The organism is Micromonospora nigra, from assembly GCF_900091585.1.
Lineage (GTDB): Bacteria > Actinomycetota > Actinomycetes > Mycobacteriales > Micromonosporaceae > Micromonospora > Micromonospora nigra.
This window is the reverse complement of sequence record NZ_FMHT01000003.1, coordinates 1,800,449-1,817,717: the sequence shown is the minus strand read 5'-3', so window position 1 is coordinate 1,817,717 and position 17,269 is coordinate 1,800,449. Positions and strand designations below refer to the sequence as shown.

17 protein-coding genes are annotated in these 17,269 nt (G+C 72.1%); 10 read left to right on the top strand and 7 right to left on the bottom strand.

Going from position 1 to position 17,269, the window contains the following annotated elements:
• Positions 1-36: 36 nt before the first annotated feature.
• Positions 37-609, bottom strand: coding sequence for a cob(I)yrinic acid a,c-diamide adenosyltransferase (locus GA0070616_RS07515; protein ID WP_091078463.1), 573 nt, complete (start codon positions 607-609; stop codon positions 37-39).
• Between GA0070616_RS07515 and murA the strand changes: the two genes are divergently transcribed.
• Both murA and GA0070616_RS07505 read left to right on the top strand, forming a co-directional pair.
• Positions 608-2,053, top strand: a complete 1,446-nt coding sequence (murA, locus tag GA0070616_RS07510; RefSeq protein ID WP_091078459.1) for a UDP-N-acetylglucosamine 1-carboxyvinyltransferase — start codon at positions 608-610, stop codon at positions 2,051-2,053. The genes GA0070616_RS07515 and murA overlap by 2 nt on opposite strands.
• 140 nt (positions 2,054-2,193) lie before the next feature.
• Complete coding sequence (locus tag GA0070616_RS07505) at positions 2,194-3,042, top strand: 3-hydroxyacyl-CoA dehydrogenase family protein (RefSeq protein ID WP_091078454.1); 849 nt, start codon at positions 2,194-2,196, stop codon at positions 3,040-3,042.
• A 90-nt stretch (positions 3,043-3,132) separates the two neighbouring features.
• Here GA0070616_RS07505 and GA0070616_RS07500 read toward each other — a convergent pair whose 3' ends face one another.
• A complete protein-coding gene (locus tag GA0070616_RS07500) occupies positions 3,133-3,978 on the bottom strand; it encodes an ABC transporter permease (RefSeq protein WP_091078450.1) in 846 nt (281 codons plus the stop codon).
• Entirely contained in the window at positions 3,978-4,823 is an 846-nt protein-coding gene (locus GA0070616_RS07495; RefSeq protein ID WP_091078447.1) for an ABC transporter ATP-binding protein, read from the bottom strand. The genes GA0070616_RS07500 and GA0070616_RS07495 overlap by 1 nt, the downstream gene beginning before the upstream one ends.
• A gap of 151 nt (positions 4,824-4,974) precedes the next feature.
• Between GA0070616_RS07495 and GA0070616_RS07490 the strand changes: the two genes are divergently transcribed.
• Complete coding sequence (locus tag GA0070616_RS07490; RefSeq protein ID WP_091078444.1) at positions 4,975-6,981, top strand: protein meaA; 2,007 nt, start codon at positions 4,975-4,977, stop codon at positions 6,979-6,981.
• Positions 6,982-7,048: 67 nt separating this feature from the next.
• Here GA0070616_RS07490 and GA0070616_RS07485 read toward each other — a convergent pair whose 3' ends face one another.
• On the bottom strand, positions 7,049-7,348 hold the full coding sequence (locus GA0070616_RS07485; RefSeq protein WP_091078440.1) for a DUF1540 domain-containing protein: 300 nt from the start codon (positions 7,346-7,348) through the stop codon (positions 7,049-7,051).
• Between the two features lie 485 nt (positions 7,349-7,833).
• Between GA0070616_RS07485 and GA0070616_RS07480 the strand changes: the two genes are divergently transcribed.
• Positions 7,834-8,433, top strand: a complete 600-nt coding sequence (locus GA0070616_RS07480) for a hypothetical protein (RefSeq protein WP_091078437.1) — start codon at positions 7,834-7,836, stop codon at positions 8,431-8,433.
• A 102-nt stretch (positions 8,434-8,535) separates the two neighbouring features.
• On the opposite strand, the gene GA0070616_RS07475 is transcribed toward GA0070616_RS07480, so the two are convergent.
• A complete protein-coding gene (locus GA0070616_RS07475) occupies positions 8,536-9,156 on the bottom strand; it encodes a DUF4126 domain-containing protein (protein ID WP_091090152.1) in 621 nt (206 codons plus the stop codon).
• 71 nt (positions 9,157-9,227) lie between these two features.
• Here GA0070616_RS07475 and nucS point away from each other — a divergent pair, with 71 nt between their 5' ends.
• On the top strand, positions 9,228-9,887 hold the full coding sequence (nucS, locus tag GA0070616_RS07470) for an endonuclease NucS (protein WP_091078433.1): 660 nt from the start codon (positions 9,228-9,230) through the stop codon (positions 9,885-9,887).
• Between the two features lie 85 nt (positions 9,888-9,972).
• Here nucS and GA0070616_RS07465 read toward each other — a convergent pair whose 3' ends face one another.
• A complete protein-coding gene (locus GA0070616_RS07465; protein ID WP_091078429.1) occupies positions 9,973-10,629 on the bottom strand; it encodes a methyltransferase domain-containing protein in 657 nt (218 codons plus the stop codon).
• 80 nt (positions 10,630-10,709) lie between these two features.
• The gene (locus tag GA0070616_RS07460) at positions 10,710-12,206 is read right to left on the bottom strand and encodes an aldehyde dehydrogenase family protein (RefSeq protein WP_091078426.1); all 1,497 of its coding nucleotides are present in this window, start codon (positions 12,204-12,206) and stop codon (positions 10,710-10,712) included.
• A gap of 305 nt (positions 12,207-12,511) precedes the next feature.
• Between GA0070616_RS07460 and GA0070616_RS07455 the strand changes: the two genes are divergently transcribed.
• The 5 genes from GA0070616_RS07455 (at position 12,512) to GA0070616_RS07435 (ending at position 17,243) form a co-directional block, all read left to right on the top strand.
• Positions 12,512-12,877, top strand: a complete 366-nt coding sequence (locus GA0070616_RS07455; RefSeq protein WP_245712692.1) for an FHA domain-containing protein — start codon at positions 12,512-12,514, stop codon at positions 12,875-12,877.
• A gap of 133 nt (positions 12,878-13,010) precedes the next feature.
• Complete coding sequence (locus tag GA0070616_RS07450; RefSeq protein ID WP_091078419.1) at positions 13,011-14,063, top strand: alpha/beta fold hydrolase; 1,053 nt, start codon at positions 13,011-13,013, stop codon at positions 14,061-14,063.
• 102 nt (positions 14,064-14,165) lie between these two features.
• Positions 14,166-15,998, top strand: coding sequence for a 3-hydroxyacyl-CoA dehydrogenase family protein (locus GA0070616_RS07445; RefSeq protein WP_091078415.1), 1,833 nt, complete (start codon positions 14,166-14,168; stop codon positions 15,996-15,998).
• A 42-nt stretch (positions 15,999-16,040) separates the two neighbouring features.
• Complete coding sequence (locus GA0070616_RS07440) at positions 16,041-16,367, top strand: hypothetical protein (protein WP_091078412.1); 327 nt, start codon at positions 16,041-16,043, stop codon at positions 16,365-16,367.
• Positions 16,368-16,433: 66 nt separating this feature from the next.
• Entirely contained in the window at positions 16,434-17,243 is an 810-nt protein-coding gene (locus tag GA0070616_RS07435; RefSeq protein WP_091078409.1) for an alpha/beta hydrolase, read from the top strand.
• Positions 17,244-17,269: the final 26 nt, after the last annotated feature.

The window sequence follows — 17,269 nt, the reverse complement described above, 5'->3', positions numbered from 1 at the left end:
GTACCCGGACCTCCAGGTGGTGCGGCTGGCCGACGGTCAGCGCTTGCCGCCCGGCACCCATAGCACATCGCCGTTCGGATTTGCCGTTCTTGACAGGATGAACAGCAGATCCGACAGGCGGTTGAGATACTTTGCCGGGAGAGGGCTGGTCCGGTCCGGGTCGTGGCCGACGAGGGCCCACGCCGCGCGCTCGGCACGCCGGGCGATCGTCCGCGCCACGTGCAGCAGTGCCGCGCCCGCGGTGCCGCCGGGGAGGATGAAGGAGTCCAACTTGCCCAGCCGCGCGTTGTACTCGTCGCACCAGCCTTCGAGTCGTTCCACGTACTCGTCCGTGACCCGCAGCGGCGGGTACTTCGGATCGGGCTCGACGGGGGTGGCCAGGTCGGCGCCCACGTCGAACAGGTCGTTCTGGATCGAGGCCAGCACCGCCCGCAGTTCGTCGTCGAGCTGTCCGAGGGCGAGCGCGACGCCGATCGCCGCGTTGCACTCGTCGACGTCGGCGTACGCGGCGATCCGCGGATCGGTCTTCGGCACCTGTTCGTTGTTGCTCAGCCTGGTCATGCCGGCGTCGCCGGCCTTGGTGTAGATGCGCGTGAGGTGGACGGCCATGACGCACAGCCTACGGATACCGGACCTGACGATCCCGACGCGGCCGGATCCGGCCGCGGGTTGGCCCGCCACGGTCGGCCCCGGCGACGCGGGGGCGGCCCCGGCGGTCGGCGACGTCGACGTGATCCGGGTGCGCGGCACGGCCCGGCTGGCGGGCACCGTGCACGTGGTGGGGGCGAAGAACTCGGCGTTGAAGCTGATGGCCGGCGCGCTGCTCGCCCCGGGGCGCAGCGTCATCACCAACGTGCCACGGATCACCGACATCGCGATCATGGGCGAGGTGCTGCGACGCCTCGGGTGCGCGGTGCACTTCGACGCCGACGAGCCGGTCGATCCGATGGTGGCGGGGGGCGGTGTGGCCCGCTCGCGGTCGGTCGCCATCGACGTGCCGGAGGCGCCGGGTGTCGAGGCCGACTACGACCTGGTCCGTCGGCTGCGGGCGTCGATCTGCGTGCTGGGTCCGCTGCTGGCCCGGCGCGGCTACGTCCGGGTGGCCCACCCGGGCGGCGACGCGATCGGGTCGCGGGGTCTGGACATGCACGTCTCCGGTCTGACCCGGATGGGCGCCGAGATCTCCGGCGAGCACGGCTTCGTGATCGCCGCCGCGCCGCACGGCCTGCACGGCGCGGACATCGTGCTCGACTTTCCCAGTGTCGGTGCGACCGAGAACCTGGTCATGGCGGCGGTGCTGGCCGACGGCGTGACGGTGATCGACAACGCCGCCCGGGAGCCGGAGATCGTCGACATCTGCACGATGCTCGCCGGAATGGGCGCGATGATCGACGGCGCCGGCACGTCGACCCTGACGATCATGGGGGTTCCTGCGCTGCGGCCGGTTCGGCACGCGACGGTGGGGGACCGCATCGTGGCCGGCACCTGGGCGTTCGGGGCGGCGATGACCGGCGGGGACGTCACCGTGACGGGGGTGGACCCGGGTTTCCTGGAGGTCGCGCTGGACAAGCTGGTCTCGGCCGGCGGCCTGGTGGAGACCCGGGGGGACAGCTTCCGGGTACGCATGGACGACCGACCCCTGGCGGTCGACGTGGTGACGCTGCCCTATCCCGGTTTCGCCACCGATCTGCTGCCGATGGCGATCGGCCTGGCGGCGGTGAGCGAGGGAGCATCCCTGATCACGGAGAACATCTTCGACGGCCGGTTCATGTTCGCCAACGAGATGATGCGCCTGGGCGCGGACGTGAAGACCGACGGCCACCACGCGGTGGTACGCGGCCGGGAGCGGCTGTCGGGCGCTCCGGTGCGGGCCACGGACATCCGGGCGGGGGCGGGGCTGATCATCGCCGGGCTCTGCGCGGACGGGACGACGGAGGTGTCGCACGTGCACCACGTGGACCGGGGCTACCCGGATTTCGTCGCCGACCTGCGCGCGCTGGGTGTCGAGGTGGAGCGGGGCACCGCCGCGGACGCGCCCGACCTCGTCATCTGACGCCGTCGTCGCTGCGGGCCGGGCACGGCGAACCGCGCCTGCCCGTCCTGCCCGGCCGCACCAGACCGGCCTTAGCATTCGTTCAGTCCCGCCGACTAGGGTGCTTCCCAGACACCCAATCGCAGCGAGGGAGAGAGCAGATGGCGGGTCGACTCGCGGTCGTCGGTGCCGGGCTGATGGGCTCGGGGATCGCCCAGGTGGCGGCGCAGGCGGGCTGGCAGGTGACGCTGCGGGACCTGGACGACGCGGCCACGAAGCGGGGCGTGGACGGCATCCGCAGGTCGCTGCAGAAGTTCGCCGACAAGGGGCGGATCGCTGCCGGGGAGGTCGAGGCGACGCTCGACCGGATCACCCCGACGACCGACCTGGAGGCCGCCGCCGACGCGGACATCGTCGTGGAGGCGGTGTTCGAGAAGCTGGAGATCAAGCACGAGGTGTTCCGCGCGCTGGACAAGATCTGCCGGTCCGACGCGGTGCTGGCCACCAACACCTCGGCCATCCCGGTCACCCAGATCGCCACGGCCACCGAGCGCCCGGAGGCGGTCGTCGGCACGCACTTCTTCTCGCCGGTGCCGATGATGAAGCTGTGCGAGCTGGTGCGTGGCTACAAGACCAGCGACGCCACCCTGGCCACGGCGAAGACGTTCGCCGAGGAGATCGGCAAGACCGTGGTGGTGGTGAACCGGGACATCGCCGGCTTCGTCACGACCCGGCTGATCGCGGCCCTGGCGATGGAGGCGGTCAAGCTGGTCGAGGCGGGTGTCGTCTCCGCCGAGGACCTGGACACCGCCTGCAAGCTCGGCTTCGGCCACGCCATGGGCCCGCTGGCCACGGTCGACCTGACCGGCGTGGACGTGCTGCTCAACGCCACGCGGAACATCTACACCGACACCGCCGACGAGAAGTTCTTCCCGCCGGAGTTGCTCCAGCGGATGGCCACGGCCGGCGACCTGGGCCGCAAGACCGGCAAGGGGTTCTACCAGTACTGACCGGTTCGGGTGGGGCCGGGTGCGTCGCGCGCCCCGGCCCCGCCGTCGGGTGCCGCCCCGCCCTGGCTGAGCGGTGCCCGGCCCCACCGCTCAGCCGTCGCGCTTCGTCGTCCAGCGGAACGTGGTCAGGCACAGCACCAGGCCGATGACGCACCACAGGGTGAGCACCAGGGCGACGCGGCCCAGTTCGAAGGAGCCGCCGGGCTCCCGGGTGCCGAAGCTGTCCGGCAGGAAGACCGCGCGCAGGCCCTGGCACATCCACTTGAGCGGGAACAGCGCCGCGATCTGCTGCATCCAGTCTGGCAGCCTGGTGAAGACGACGAACACGCCGGAGATGAACTGGAGCACCAGGGCGACCGGGGTGACCACGGCCGAGCCGCTGCGGGCGGTGCGGGCCAGCGACGAGATGGCGATGCCGCAGAGGGTGCAGGCGGTGACGCCGAGCACGGCCACCCACCCGAAGGTGAGCCAGGTGGCGGCGGTGGCCGGCAGGTCGAGGTCGAACAGGGCGACGGACACGGCGAGCAGCAGGGCGGTCTCGGCGACGCCGATCACCACCACCATGATCACCTTGCCGGCGAACCAGACCCACGGGGGCATCGGCGTGCCCCGGTAGCGCTTGAGCACGCCCCGGTCACGTTCGATGGGAATCCAGATGCCGAGGTTCTGGAAGCTGACCGTCATCAGGCCCGTCGCGATCATGCCGGTGATGAAGTACTGCGTGTAGCTCACCCCGGGGGCGATCTCGTCGCTGAAGATCGCCGCGAAGATCAGGATCATGATGACCGGGAAGCCCATCGTGAACACGACGGACTCCCGGCTGCGCAGGAACTGCCGGATCTCCAGCCGCCCCTGACGCAGGGCGAGGGTGCCCGCGCCGAGCCGCCGGGTTCCGGTGGCGGGGACCGGGGTCGCCGGCTTCGTGGTGGTGGTCATCAGTGTCCGATCATCCTCAGGTAGACATCCTCCAGGGTCGGCCGGGTCACCGTGAGTCCGGGGACCTCGCCGCCGAAGCGCGCGGCCAGGTCGGCCACCAGCGCCGTCGGCGTCGCGCTCTGCGCGCTCTCCACCCGCCCGTCGGGGGTACGCCAGGAGACGGTCGCCTGGGCCTCCTGCCGGTTGCCCAGCCGCTCGGGTACGGAGACCTCCACCAGCCGGCCGCCCGCGATCACCCCGACCCGGTCGGCGAGGGCCTCGGCCTCGTCGAGGTAGTGGGTGGTGAGCACGATGGTGGTGCCGGCGGCGGCGAGGTCGCGGATCAGTTCCCAGAACTCGCGCCGGGCCTCCGGGTCGAAGCCGGTGGTCGGCTCATCGAGGAAGAGCAGGTCGGGGCGGCCGACGATGCCCAGCGCCACGTCGAGACGGCGTTTCTGCCCGCCGGAGAGGGTGTGGGTGCGGGCGTCGGCCTTCGCGGCGAGCCCCACCCGTTCGACCACCTTGTCGGGGTCGTCGGCGTGGGGGTAGAAGCCCGAGAAGTGGCGCACCACCTCGGCCACGGTCAGTTCGTCGAACTCGCCGGTGCCCTGCAACACGATGCCGACCCGGGACCGCCAGTCGGGCGTCGGGTCGGCCGGGTCGACGCCCAGCACGGTCACCTCGCCGGAGTCCCGCCGCCGGTAGCCCTCCAGGATCTCCACGGTGGTGGTCTTGCCGGCCCCGTTGGGGCCGAGCAGGGCGAACACCTCACCCCGGCGGACGTCCAGGTCGACGCCGGCCACCGCGACGGTGTCGCCGTACGCCTTGCGCAGCCCCCGGACGCGGATCGCGACCTCGTCACTCATGCCGTCAAGTGTGCGACCCGGGGGTGGGGGAGGCGCGCCGGGGGTGTGGCGGTCCGGCACATGTCGACCGCTTCCCGCCCGGTCGTCCGCTCCATCGGGCTGTGTGGTTTTCCACAACCCGTTTTACTGAACGGTAACTTAAACTCCGGCCATGGATGAGAAGGCTGTCCCCGGCCGGCTGCCCGAGCGCGACCGCCCGTGGGTGATGCGCACCTACGCGGGGCACTCCTCGGCCGCCGCGACCAACGCGCTCTTCCGCCGCAACCTGGCCAAGGGGCAGACCGGCCTCTCGGTCGCCTTCGACCTGCCCACCCAGACCGGGTACGACCCGGACCACGAGCTGGCCACGGGCGAGGTGGGCCGCGTCGGCGTGCCGGTGGCGCACCTCGGCGACATGCGCGCCCTGTTCGACGGCATCCCGATCGCCGACATGAACACGTCCATGACCATCAACGCCCCGGCGATGTGGCTGCTCGGCCTGTACGGCACCGTCGCCGCCGAGCAGGGCGCCGAGCTGACCCGCTGCGCCGGCACCACCCAGAACGACATCATCAAGGAGTACCTGTCCCGGGGGACGTACATCTTCCCGCCGGCGGCGTCGCTGCGGCTGACCGCCGACATCGTCGCGTACACGCTGCGCGAGATGCCGAGGTGGAACCCGGTCAACATCTGCTCGTACCACCTCCAGGAGGCCGGCGCGACCCCGGTGCAGGAGGTCGGCTTCGCACTGGCCACCGCCGTCGCGGTGCTCGACGCGGTCCGCGACTCCGGTCAGGTGCCCGCCGAGCGGATGGGCGACGTGGTGCAGCGGATCAGCTTCTTCGTCAACGCCGGGGTGCGGTTCGTCGAGGAGATCGCCAAGATGCGGGCGTTCGGCGCGCTCTGGGACGAGATCACCCGCGACCGCTACGGGGTCGGGAACCCGAAGCAGCGCCGGTTTCGCTACGGCGTGCAGGTCAACTCCCTCGGCCTGACCGAGGCGCAACCGGAGAACAACATCCAGCGGATCGTGTTGGAGATGCTCGGGGTCACCTTCTCCCGCGACGCCCGCGCCCGCGCGGTGCAGCTGCCGGCCTGGAACGAGGCGCTGGGCCTGCCCCGGCCGTGGGACCAGCAGTGGTCGCTGCGCATGCAACAGGTGCTGGCGTACGAGTCGGACCTGCTCGAATACCCCGACCTGTTCGAGGGCTCGCACGTGATGACCGCGCTGGTCGACGAGATCGTCACCGGTGCCCGGGTCGAACTGGACACGGTGCTGGAGATGGGTGGCGTGGTCGCCGCCGTGGAGACCGGCTACCTCAAGAGCGCCCTGGTGGCCTCGCTGGCCGACCGCCGCCGCCGGATGGAGAACGGCACCGACGTGGTGGTCGGCGTCAACCGGTTCACCGAGACCGAGCCGTCGCCGTTGACCGCAGCCGGCGCCGAGGCGGTCGAACAGGTCGATCCGGCGGTCGAGGCGGCCGCCACGGCCTCCGTACGCCGGTGGCGGGCCGGTCGGGACGCGGCGGCGGTGGACGCGGCCCTGGCCCGGCTGCGCGCGGACGCCGCGACCACGGCGAACCTGATGGACGCGACGCTGGCCTGTGTCAGGGCGGGGGTGACCACCGGCGAGTGGGCGGGCGCGCTGCGGCAGGTGTTCGGTGAGTACCGCGCACCCACCGGCCTGGCCGCGGCGGCGGTGGCCGGCGGCGACGCGACGCTCGCCGGGGTCCGGGGCCGAGTCACCGCCACCGCCCGGGACCTCGGCAGCGGCCGGCTGCGGCTGCTCGTCGGCAAGCCCGGCCTGGACGGGCACTCCAACGGTGCCGAGCAGATCGCGGTCCGCGCGCGGGACGCCGGATTCGAGGTCGTCTACCAGGGCATCCGGCTGACGGCGGGGCAGATCGTGGCCGCGGCGGTCGAGGAGGACGTCGACCTGGTCGGCCTCTCCGTGCTGTCCGGCTCGCACCTGGCCGCCGTGCCGGCGGTGCTCGACGGTCTGCGCGCCGCCGGCCGGGCCGACCTGCCGGTGGTGGTCGGCGGGATCATTCCGGCCGGGGACGCCGAATCGCTGCGGGCTGCGGGGGTGGCACGGGTCTTCACCCCGAAGGACTTCGCCCTGACCGGGATCATCGACGAGTTGGTCACGGTCATCCGGGAGGCCAACGGACTGGCCTGAGGCCCCTGATACGCCGGACGGGAGCGCTGCCGCGCTCCCGTCCGGTCACGTTCCGGCTCCCCGCCGCTCAGCGGCCGGTGTACGTCATGCAGTCGGCCATGTCGTTGTCCGGGCCGACCCTGATCGCCGGGGCGTGGCACTCCAACTGCTCGTTGTGCTGGCAGTCGGACCGCTGGCACGCGCCGACCTGGGCGATGGTGCCGTCCAGGCCGGCCCGCACGGCGGGCATCTCGATGAACGTGTGGCAGTGGGCATGATCCATGCTGCCGATCGTGATGGCGAAGGCATGGCAGTCGCCGGTGTGGTTGTAGGCGCAGGCCGAGACCACGCACTCCTCGACGCGGGGCATCTCCATCGCTGCGGTCATGTCGCCCTCCTCTAGTGGATTGCCCCGATTTTAGGCAGTTCGCGGATATCCGGTCCGCCGGTTGCCATTCAGGCTGGGCGGAACCCGGCTGACACGGTCACGGCCGGCCCGTCAGGAGACGGCCGCCAGCCGCCGGGACGGGCATCCCGCGCCGGACGCGGTGTGTCGTCACGCCGACTTCGGGGGGTCCGTCCGGTTTCGGGGTGTGGTCGGGGTCGCCCGCGGGTGGGAATGGCGGGTGGGTGGGGGTGGTTGTGTGGGGTGGCTGATCGAGCAGGGCACGTGCCACCTCGGGTGCGGCGACCCCCCCCGGTGGGTTCCGGGGAATGGGTCGGGCCGGTCGGTGGTTACACATGGTCCCGGCGCCGCGAGGGGCATCCCCCGGTACCGGACATCCCCCCTTGGTTCTTTGAGCGCCTGTCGGTGCTTGCACCCACCGTGTCCCCCCTTGTGGTGGGTGTCGACCCCCGAACGGAGCTGTTGTCATGACCTCGAAGCTGCTGCGTAAGAGTGTTCTCGGTGTTGCTGGTCTGGCGTTCGCCGGTGGCATGGCCGCTGGTCCGCTGAACCACGGCACGGCCGAGCCGGTCAACGCCGCCCCGGCGGTGGTGCAGGCCGACAAGCCGGTGACGGGCAAGCCCGACATGGGCAAGCTCATCCCGCATGGTGTGCAGGGCGCCCAGTCGCGTATCGACCTGTCCGACGAGCAGGTCGCCAACGCCAGGGCGATCATCGCGGCGACGAAGAAGGCCGGGATGGACGAGCGTGCCGCGGTGGTGGCGATCGGTACCGCGTTGCAGGAGTCGAAGCTGGAGAACCTGGGTCACCTGGGTGACCGTAACGACCACGACTCGCAGGGCCTGTTCCAGCAGCGCCCGTCCAGCGGCTGGGGCACGGTCGAGCAGATCACCGACCCCGAGTACTCGACCCTGGCGTTCCTGAAGGGCCTCAAGCAGGTCGACGGCTGGCAGGACATGCCGCTGACCGTGGCCGCGCAGACCGTCCAGGTCTCGGCGTACCCCGACCACTACGCCCAGTGGGAACAGCAGGCCGCCGACCTCGTCGCCGAACACTGGAACAGCTGACCCCCCCCGGACCGACCCACACAGACCTTCCACACAGGGGGAACGAAACCGCTGGCCGGCACCCGACACCGGGTGCCGGCCAGCGGCGTCCGCGCGTACCCGTCAGACCCGGAAGCCGGCCTCCCGCGCGGCACGACGTTCCCGGCGGCGCTGCGCCCGACGGCGGAAGAACCACCCCAGGAAGAACGGCAGGACGACCAGGAACGCCAGCACCAACACCGGCAGGACGATCGCGACCAGCGACATCAGCACGCTCGCCGCGTCCTCGGCGGTGCTCGCCACCGGGGCTCCCACCCCACCCGTGGAGGCGTTGACGACCGGCCGCGCGGCGGACTTCAACAGGTGCACGCCGAGCGCGATGAGCACGCCGACGATCACCGGCGCCCACTGGCCCGTCGAGGAGAAGAAGCTGTCCGGGTCGCTCACCGTGACCGTCTCCGACGCGGAACCCGCGCCGAAGACCAGACCGCCGGCCGTGGGCCGGACCACCGTCTGCACCACGTCGTTGACGTGGTCGACCACCGGGACCTTGTCGGCCACCACCTCGACGGCGAGCAACACCGCCAGGATTCCCAGCACCCAACCGTTGCCCAGCCACTGCCAGCTGCCGGGCAGGTCGACCACATCGCTGTAGCGGGCCAGCAGGCCCAGCGTGAGAAGGGGAATGTAGGCGTTCAACCCCGCCGAGGCGGCGAGACCTGTGCCGGTGAGCACTTCGAGCATCATCTCAGCATGGCACCGGCACGCCAGTGCCGCTCGGCAGCGCCGGCCGGGCCCTCCGCTAGGCTCGTCGGGTGCGGTTGGTCATTGCGAAGTGCTCGGTGGACTACGTCGGACGGCTCTCGGCCCACCTGCCGCCGGCCACCCGGCTGCTGATGGTGAAGGCGGACGGTTCGGTGTCGATCCACGCCGACGACCGGGCGTACAAGCCGTTGAACTGGATGAGCCCGCCCTGCCGGCTGGAGGAGGCCCCCGGCGTGTGGCGGGTCGTCAACAAGGCCGGCGAGGAACTGCGGATCACCCTGGAGGAGATCTTCCAGGACACCTCCTACGAACTCGGCGTCGACCCGGGGCTGCGCAAGGACGGCGTCGAGGCACACCTGCAGGAACTGCTCGCCGCCAACCCGGAGGCCCTCGGCGAGGGGTTCACGCTGGTGCGGCGGGAGTACATGACCGCGATCGGCCCGGTCGACCTGCTGTGCCGGGACGCCAGCTCCGGCGCGGTCGCTGTCGAGGTGAAGCGGCGCGGCGAGATCGACGGCGTGGAGCAGCTCACCCGCTACCTCGAACTGATGAACCGTGACCCGCTGCTCGCGCCCGTCACCGGCGTCTTCGCGGCCCAGGAGATCAAGCCGCAGGCCCGGGTGCTGGCCACCGACCGCGGGATCCGCTGCGTGGTGGTGGACTACGACAAGCTGCGCGGCATCGAACGCGACGAGCTGACGCTGTTCTGACCGCGCCACCCGGCCGGCCCACGCCCGTCCGCCGGCCGGATGGCCGCCGTACGGGGTGCCGGTGTACGGGGTGCCGGTCGCGTCGTCAGGGCGTACGCACGGCGATCAGCGACTTGGGCAGGCCCGCCACCCGCTCGACGAGGAGACGCGAGTCGGGAAAGTAGTGCCGCATCTGCGAGCGATCCAGCAGCTCCGTCCAGAGCACCTGGTGCAGGGCCGCGTCGTGGGTGCGGGTGGGCTTGTGCCCGAGCGGCCACCGCTGGGCGACGGCGGTACGCAGCCGGACGGGCAGGAACTGCATGCCCGGGGCGATCCAGTGCGGCTCGATGGGGAAGTAGCGGTACGGCGTCTGCACCCAGTGGCGCTCGGCCAGGGTGTGCACCGCGTCGGCGAACCGCAGCCGCCGTTCGTGCCCGCCCACGTGCTCCAGCACCGAGTTCGAGTAGACCAGGTCGTAGCGGTTCCGGGCGATCCGCTCCGGCAGGTCGCAGGCGTCGGCGCGGTCGATGTACGCCCAGTCCGGCACCTCCGCCGGCGGCGCCTCCAGGTTCACCACGTGGACGCGGGCGGGGCGGACGCTCGCCCGGGTCCACGTGCCGAGCCGGCCACCGAGGTCGACGACGTGCATGTCGGCGAGATCCGGAAAGGTCCGTGTCAACCACTCGGCGCGACGTTGACGCTGCCGTGCGCTCCACGAACCCGCACTGTCGACAAGGTGGAAGCGCAATCGATGGGGGCCCATTTAACGCAATGTACCGCTCCGGGTACGGAGGCTAAACCCGTGCAGGCGTCAGGGGGATCTCATGATCGGCTATCCGACAATCACCTGCCGTACATGGCCCGGACCGCCTTCACCAGACGGGCCACGTCGGCGGGCGTCCGGTCGAAGGTGGTCGACGGCAGCAGCGAACGCGCCCGGCGTCGGGTGATCGCCTTCGCCCGGCCGAACTCGCGCAACCCGTCCTCGCCGTGGATCCGCCCGAAGCCCGACTCACCCACGCCGCCGAAGGGCAGTGTGGACATTCCCGCGAAGGTCAGCGCCGAGTTGACCGACGCCATGCCGGAGCGCAGGCGGCGGGCGATCGCCACCGCCTGCCGCCGTCCGAACACCGAGCCGCCCAGCCCGTACGACAGGGCATTGGCCCGCCGGACGGCCTCGTCGGCGTCGCGGACCCGGGTGACGGTCAGTGTGGGCCCGAAGGTCTCCTCCCGAACGGCGACCGAGTCCTCCGGGACGTCCACCAGCACGGTGGGGTGCACGTACGGCGGACGCACCGCCTCCGGCCCGCCGAGCACGGCACGTCCGCCCCGGGCCAGGGCGTCGTCGATGTGCCGCCGGATCACGTCGAGCTGGCTCGGCATGGTGATCGGACCGACGTCCGAGTCGTCCGCGCCCACGGTCAACCGCCCGGCCCGCTGCACCACCTTCGCCACGAAGGCGTCGAAGACCGGCTCGACGGCGTAGACCCGCTCGATGCCGATGCAGGTCTGCCCGGCGTTGGTCATCGCGCCCCAGACACACGCCTCGGCGGCGGCGTCCAGGTCGGCGTCGCTGTCGACGATCATGGCGTCCTTGCCGCCGGCCTCCAGCAGCACCGGGGTCAGCGACTCGGCGCAGGCCGCCATCACCTTCTTCGCGGTCGCCGTGGAGCCGGTGAAGGCCAGCTTGTCCACCCCCGACCGGCACAGCGCCGCGCCCACGTCGCCGAGCCCGTGCACCGCCGTGAACACCGGCTGCTCGGGCACCACCTCGGCGAAACTGTCCACCAGCCACTGCCCGACGGCCGGCGTGTACTCGCTGGGCTTGAGCACCACCGCGTTGCCGGCCGCGAGGGCGTACGCGACGGAGCCGATCGGCGTGAAGACCGGGTAGTTCCACGGGCCGATGACGCCGACCACGCCGTACGGCTGGTATTCGAGGTGGGCGGAGTGCTCGGCCAGGATGAGCCGCGAGCGGACCCGGCGCGGACCCAGCACCCGGGCGGCGTTGCGGGCCGCCCAGTCGACGTGCTCGACGGCGGTGACGATCTCGACGACCGCGTCGGCGACGGGCTTGCCGCCCTCGGTGTGCACCAACTCGGCCAGGGTGTCGATCCGTCGGGCGAGCAGGGCGCGCCAGCGCAGCAGGCGTCGACGACGCTCGGCGGAGCCGAGACCGGACCACCACGCCCCCGCCTCGCGCGCCCGCCGCACCGCGGCGGCGACGTCCTGGGGACCGGCGACGGGCAGGCGGCCCGCCTCGGCGCCGGTGGCCGGGCTCGTCGAAACCAGCAGTCCGTCTTCGATGACCGGGGTGCCCGGCACATGCACAGCCGTCATGGCGGAAGTCTAGACCTGAGAACTACTCGCGGGTAGGGCTGTCGACCGGGCGGTGCGGCCTCGACCTCGTCGAGGACCTGCCGGTGGGCCCACCGGCCGACGCGGGGCCCGACGGGTCGGCCGGTCGACGAACCGTCGAACGCGAGGTGCCCGGGCGGTGACGTGGAGATGGCCGGCCGGTCGGTTCAGGTGACTACCGTCGGATGGCAGGCTGGCGCGCGGGGTGACCATCGGGGTGGAGGGCTGACTTGCTCATGGATAGAGATCCGCAACTGATGCCGGTACTGACGGTGGCGGGTGGGCCGATGCGGGGACTCAGCTTCCGCCTCGGCCCCGAACCACTGGTGCTCGGGCGGGCCGACACGGTGGAGATCGTGCTCCACGACCCGCACCTGAGCCGGCGGCACGCCGAGGTGTGGCTCGCCGGTGAGGGCGTGTCCCTGGTGGATCTCGGCTCCACCAACGGCACCTGGGTGAACGACCGACGCCTCACCGAGGTGACGCGACTGGTCGACGGCGACGTGATCCGGATCGGGCGCACCGAACTGCGCTTCTTCGATCCCGGGGTGGCGCACACCGATCCGGTGGGGCTGCGGCTCGGGCCGCCGCGCCACGACCGTCGGCCGACCCTGCCGCTGCCGATCGCCGTCGGCGACCGCACGGCGCGGTGACCGGTCCTGGTCGCACGGCGCGGTGACCGGTCCTGGCCGCCGCGCCAGGTGGGCCCGGGCGCCACCGACCGGGGACTGCCGGTGGTGGCCGGGCCCATGGACACCCCCGCAGGGCCGTGGCAGCATGCCGCGGATGAGGACCGAGCAGCTCACCGTGTCGGCCAACGGGATCAACCAGTCCGTACGGGTCGCCGGACCGCCGGATGGCGTGCCGGTGCTGCTGGTGCACGGCAACTGTTCGTCGTCCGCCTTCTGGGAACCGCTGATCCGGCGGCTGCCGGACACCCTGCGGGTGGTCGCGCCGGACCTGCGGGGCTACGGCGACACCCGGCGGGCCCCGGTGGACGCCACCCGTGGCCTGGCCGACTTCGCCGATGACGTGGCCGCCCTGCTCGACGACCCGGCACTGGTCCCCGCCGGCCGCCGCGCCGTGGTGGTGGGGCACTCCCTCGGCGGGGGAGTCGCCATGCGCCTGCTGGTCGACCACCCCGACCGGATGGCGGGGCTCCTGCTGGCCGCGCCGGTGTCGCCGTACGGCTTCGGCGGCACCCGCGACCTGGCCGGCACCCCCACCACGCCGGATTTCGCCGGCACCGGTGGCGGCACCGGCAACCCCGACTTCGTGGCCCGGCTTGCCGCCGGTGACCGTGGTGGGGATCCGACCAGCCCCCGCACCGTGCTGCGCAGCAGCTACGTGGCGGACCCCGGCTGCCTCGGCGACGACGAGGAGCTGCTGCTCGACAGCGTGCTGTCGACCGCCACGGGGGAGGACAACTACCCCGGTGACGGGGTGCCGTCGCCACACTGGCCGGGAACCGCGCCGGGGCGGCGGGGCGTGCTCAACGCGCTGTCCCCGGCGTACTTCCGGATCGCCGACGATCTGGTGGCCGTCACGACGAAGCCGCCGGTCACCTGGGTGCACGGCGACGCCGACGTGATCGTGTCCGACGCGTCCCTGTTCGACCTGGCACAGCTGGGCGCGCTCGGCGTGCTGCCCGGCTGGCCCGGCGCGGCGGACTGCCCGCCGCAGCCCATGGTCGGGCAGACCCGCGCCGTGCTCGACCGGTACGCCGCCGCCGGCGGCAGCTACCGGGAGGTGTCGCTGCCGGGCTGCGGGCACACCCCCCACCTGGAGCGCCCGGCCGAGTTCGTGGCCGAGCTGCTGGCGCTCACCGGGGGTGCGTGAAAAATCCCACGGCGTCTCGACAACCGGGTGTCACGTGGCAGACTCGCGCCCATAACTTAGTGGCCGTTCAAGTCGGCGTGCGGAGCATTGGGGAGGCCGGTCGTGGCGCGGGAGTTCACCAGTGTGGGAGTGGTGGGTCTGGGCACCATGGGTGCCGGCATCGTCGAGGTGTTCGCGCGTAACGGCATCGACGTCGTCGCCGTGGAGATCTCCGACGCCGCCCTGGAACGCGGCCGGGTCACCCTGACCGGCTCGACCGACCGTGCCGTGGCCAAGGGCAAGCTGGCCGCCGCCGACCGGGACGCCCTGCTGTCCCGGGTCACCTTCCAGGTCGGCCTGGACGCCCTGCACTCCGTCGACCTGGTGATCGAGGCCGTCCCCGAGCACCTCGACCTCAAGCAGCGGATCTTTGCCGAACTGGACCGGGTCTGCAAGCCCGAGGCCATCCTCGCCACCAACACCTCGTCGCTGTCCGTCACCGAGATCTCCGTCGCCACCGCCCGGCCCAACCAGGTCGTCGGCATCCACTTCTTCAACCCCGCCCCGGTGATGAAACTGGTCGAGGTCGTCCGGACGGTGGTCACCTCGGCCGACGTGATCGCCGACGTGGAGGCGCTCTGCGAGCGGCTCGGCAAGGTCGACGTCACCATCAGCGACCGTGCCGGGTTCATCGCCAACGCGCTGCTGTTCGGCTACCTCAACCACGCGGTCAGCATGTTCGAGTCCCGGTACGCGACCCGCGAGGACATCGACGCCGCGATGAAGCTCGGCTGCGGCCTGCCGATGGGCCCCCTCGCCCTGATGGACCTGATCGGCCTCGACACCGCGTACGAGATCCTCGACACCATGTACCGCCGGGGCGGGCGGGACCGCCGGCACGCCCCGGTGCCGCTGATCAAGCAGATGGTCACCGCAGGGCTGCTCGGCCGCAAGTCCGGCCGGGGCTTCTACACCTACGAGCGGCCGGGCTCCCCGGTCGTCGTACCCGACGAGCAGACGCCGTCGGCGACCGAGCTGGCACCCGTCCCCGGCGCGCAGGGCTTCGCGGCGGCCGGCGGGACCGCGCCGGCGAACCCCGCAGCCGTTGCCAAGATCGGCGTTGTCGGGTCCGGCACGATGGCCACCGGCATCATCGAGGTCTTCGCCAGGGCCGGCTACGAGGTCGTCTCGGTCACCCGGGGCGCGGAGAAGTCCGCCAGGGTCTTCGAGTCGGTCAAGACCTCGCTCAACAAGGGCGTGGTGCGCGGCAAGCTCAGCGAGGCCGACCGCGACGCCGCCCTGGGCCGGATCAACTGGTCCGCCACCCTGGAGCACCTGGCCGACGTCGACCTGGTGGTCGAGGCCGTGGTCGAGGAACTGAGTGTCAAGCGGGCCCTGTTCGCCAGCCTCGACGAGATCTGCAAGCCGGGCGTCGTGCTCGCCACCACCACCTCGTCGCTGCCGGTGATCGACGTCGCGATGGCCACCCAGCGTCCCGCCGACGTGGTGGGCCTGCACTTCTTCAACCCGGCACCGGTCATGCCGCTCGTCGAGGTGGTGCGGACCATCCGCACCTCGGCCGAGACCACCGCCACCGCGAAGGCGGTCTGCGCGAAGCTGGGCAAGACCGGCGTGGTCTGCGGCGACCGGGCGGGCTTCATCGTCAACGCCCTGCTGTTCCCGTACCTCAACGACGCGGTGAAGATGCTGGAGGCCAGCTACTCCAACGCCGACGACATCGACCACGCCATGAAGTTGGGCTGCGGTTACCCGATGGGCCCGTTCGAGCTGCTCGACGTCGTCGGGCTGGACGTGTCGCTGGCCATCCAGCGGGAGCTCTACCTGGAGCTGCGCGAGCCGGGCTTCGCGCCCGCGCCCCTGCTGGAACACCTGGTCACCGCCGGCTACCTGGGTCGCAAGACCGGCCGCGGCTTTCGCGACCACACCAGGCGCTGACGCCGTCGGCGGTGCGGCGGGCCGGGTCGTAGGCTGACGGACGTGAGTCCTCGTCGCAACCGACCCCGCCGGGACGACAGCGCGCGTCTCGACGCCGACCGGGTGCGCCACGGCGTCGCCTCGGTGCAGCAGTGGCGCGACGGCGACTGGCAGGTACGCGCGATCAGCGGCGGCGCGTCCACCAAGACGTACCGCTGCCCCGGATGCGACCAGGAGATCCCGCCCGGGGTGGCGCACCTGGTGGCCTGGCCCGCCGACGGACGTGGGGACCTGACCGATCGGCGGCACTGGCACAGCGGGTGCTGGAAGGCCCGGGACCGGCGCGGGCCGGTGGTGCAGCGCGGGCGGAGCGCCCCCCGGTACGGCTGAGCGATCTCCGTCACCCGGTTGCGGCCCCGGCGGGCGGCGCGCGGCGGCACGCGGGAGACTGGGCGGGTGAGCACAGCGATCCGTGCGTCCTCGATCCTGCCGGGCCGCCGCGAGGACATCGACCTGCACACGGCGGACGGGCTGCGGCTGGTCGGCGAGCTGTCCCGGCCGGTCGACCGGCCGCCGGTGGCCACCCTGGTCTGCCTGCACCCGCTGCCCACCCACGGCGGGATGATGGACAGCCACGTCCTCCGCAAGGCGGCGTGGCGGCTGCCCGCCCTGGCCGACCTGGCGGTGCTGCGCTTCAACACCCGGGGCACCAGCAGCCTGCGCGGCACCAGCGAGGGGGCGTTCGACGGGGCCGTCGGCGAGCGTTTCGACGTGGCCGCCGCCATCGAGTACGCGGAGTTCCACGAGCTGCCGAACGTGTGGCTGCTCGGCTGGTCCTTCGGCACCGACCTGGCCCTGAAGTACGGCTGCGACCCGTCGGTGACCGGGGCGATCCTGCTCTCCCCGCCGCTGCGCTTCTCCACCCCGGAGGACCTGGCCACCTGGGCGGGATCGGGCAAACCGGTGACCGCCCTGGTGCCCGAGTTCGACGACTACCTGCGACCCGACGAGGCCCGGGAACGGTTCGCCGCGATCCCGCAGGCCGAGGTGGTCGGTGTGCCCGGGGCGAAGCACCTCTGGGTCGGCGACGCGGAGACGGTGCTGGACGAGGTGGTCCGCCGGGTCGCCCCGGCTGTGCCGCTGCCGCTACCGACCACCTGGGACGGCCCGATGGAGACCGGTGACGTGAGCGCGTACGCCGACCGCACCGTGGCCTCCTTCGCCGACACCCCGGTGCCGGGCCCTGCGCCCGATGGGGCCGCCTGACGACCGTCCGGGGGCGCCCGGTGGCC

Excerpts from the sequence above, each read along its gene's own strand:
- murA (WP_091078459.1), top strand. The coding sequence starts at position 608 with ATGACGCACAGCCTACGGATACCGGACCTGACGATCCCGACGCGGCCG.
- GA0070616_RS07515 (WP_091078463.1), bottom strand. The coding sequence starts at position 609 with ATGGCCGTCCACCTCACGCGCATCTACACCAAGGCCGGCGACGCCGGC.
- GA0070616_RS07505 (WP_091078454.1), top strand. The coding sequence starts at position 2,194 with ATGGCGGGTCGACTCGCGGTCGTCGGTGCCGGGCTGATGGGCTCGGGG.
- GA0070616_RS07500 (WP_091078450.1), bottom strand. The coding sequence starts at position 3,978 with ATGACCACCACCACGAAGCCGGCGACCCCGGTCCCCGCCACCGGAACC.
- GA0070616_RS07495 (WP_091078447.1), bottom strand. The coding sequence starts at position 4,823 with ATGAGTGACGAGGTCGCGATCCGCGTCCGGGGGCTGCGCAAGGCGTAC.
- GA0070616_RS07490 (WP_091078444.1), top strand. The coding sequence starts at position 4,975 with ATGGATGAGAAGGCTGTCCCCGGCCGGCTGCCCGAGCGCGACCGCCCG.
- GA0070616_RS07485 (WP_091078440.1), bottom strand. The coding sequence starts at position 7,348 with ATGACCGCAGCGATGGAGATGCCCCGCGTCGAGGAGTGCGTGGTCTCG.
- GA0070616_RS07480 (WP_091078437.1), top strand. The coding sequence starts at position 7,834 with ATGACCTCGAAGCTGCTGCGTAAGAGTGTTCTCGGTGTTGCTGGTCTG.
- GA0070616_RS07475 (WP_091090152.1), bottom strand. The coding sequence starts at position 9,156 with ATGCTCGAAGTGCTCACCGGCACAGGTCTCGCCGCCTCGGCGGGGTTG.
- GA0070616_RS07465 (WP_091078429.1), bottom strand. The coding sequence starts at position 10,629 with ATGGGCCCCCATCGATTGCGCTTCCACCTTGTCGACAGTGCGGGTTCG.
- GA0070616_RS07460 (WP_091078426.1), bottom strand. The coding sequence starts at position 12,206 with ATGACGGCTGTGCATGTGCCGGGCACCCCGGTCATCGAAGACGGACTG.
- GA0070616_RS07455 (WP_245712692.1), top strand. The coding sequence starts at position 12,512 with ATGCGGGGACTCAGCTTCCGCCTCGGCCCCGAACCACTGGTGCTCGGG.
- GA0070616_RS07450 (WP_091078419.1), top strand. The coding sequence starts at position 13,011 with ATGAGGACCGAGCAGCTCACCGTGTCGGCCAACGGGATCAACCAGTCC.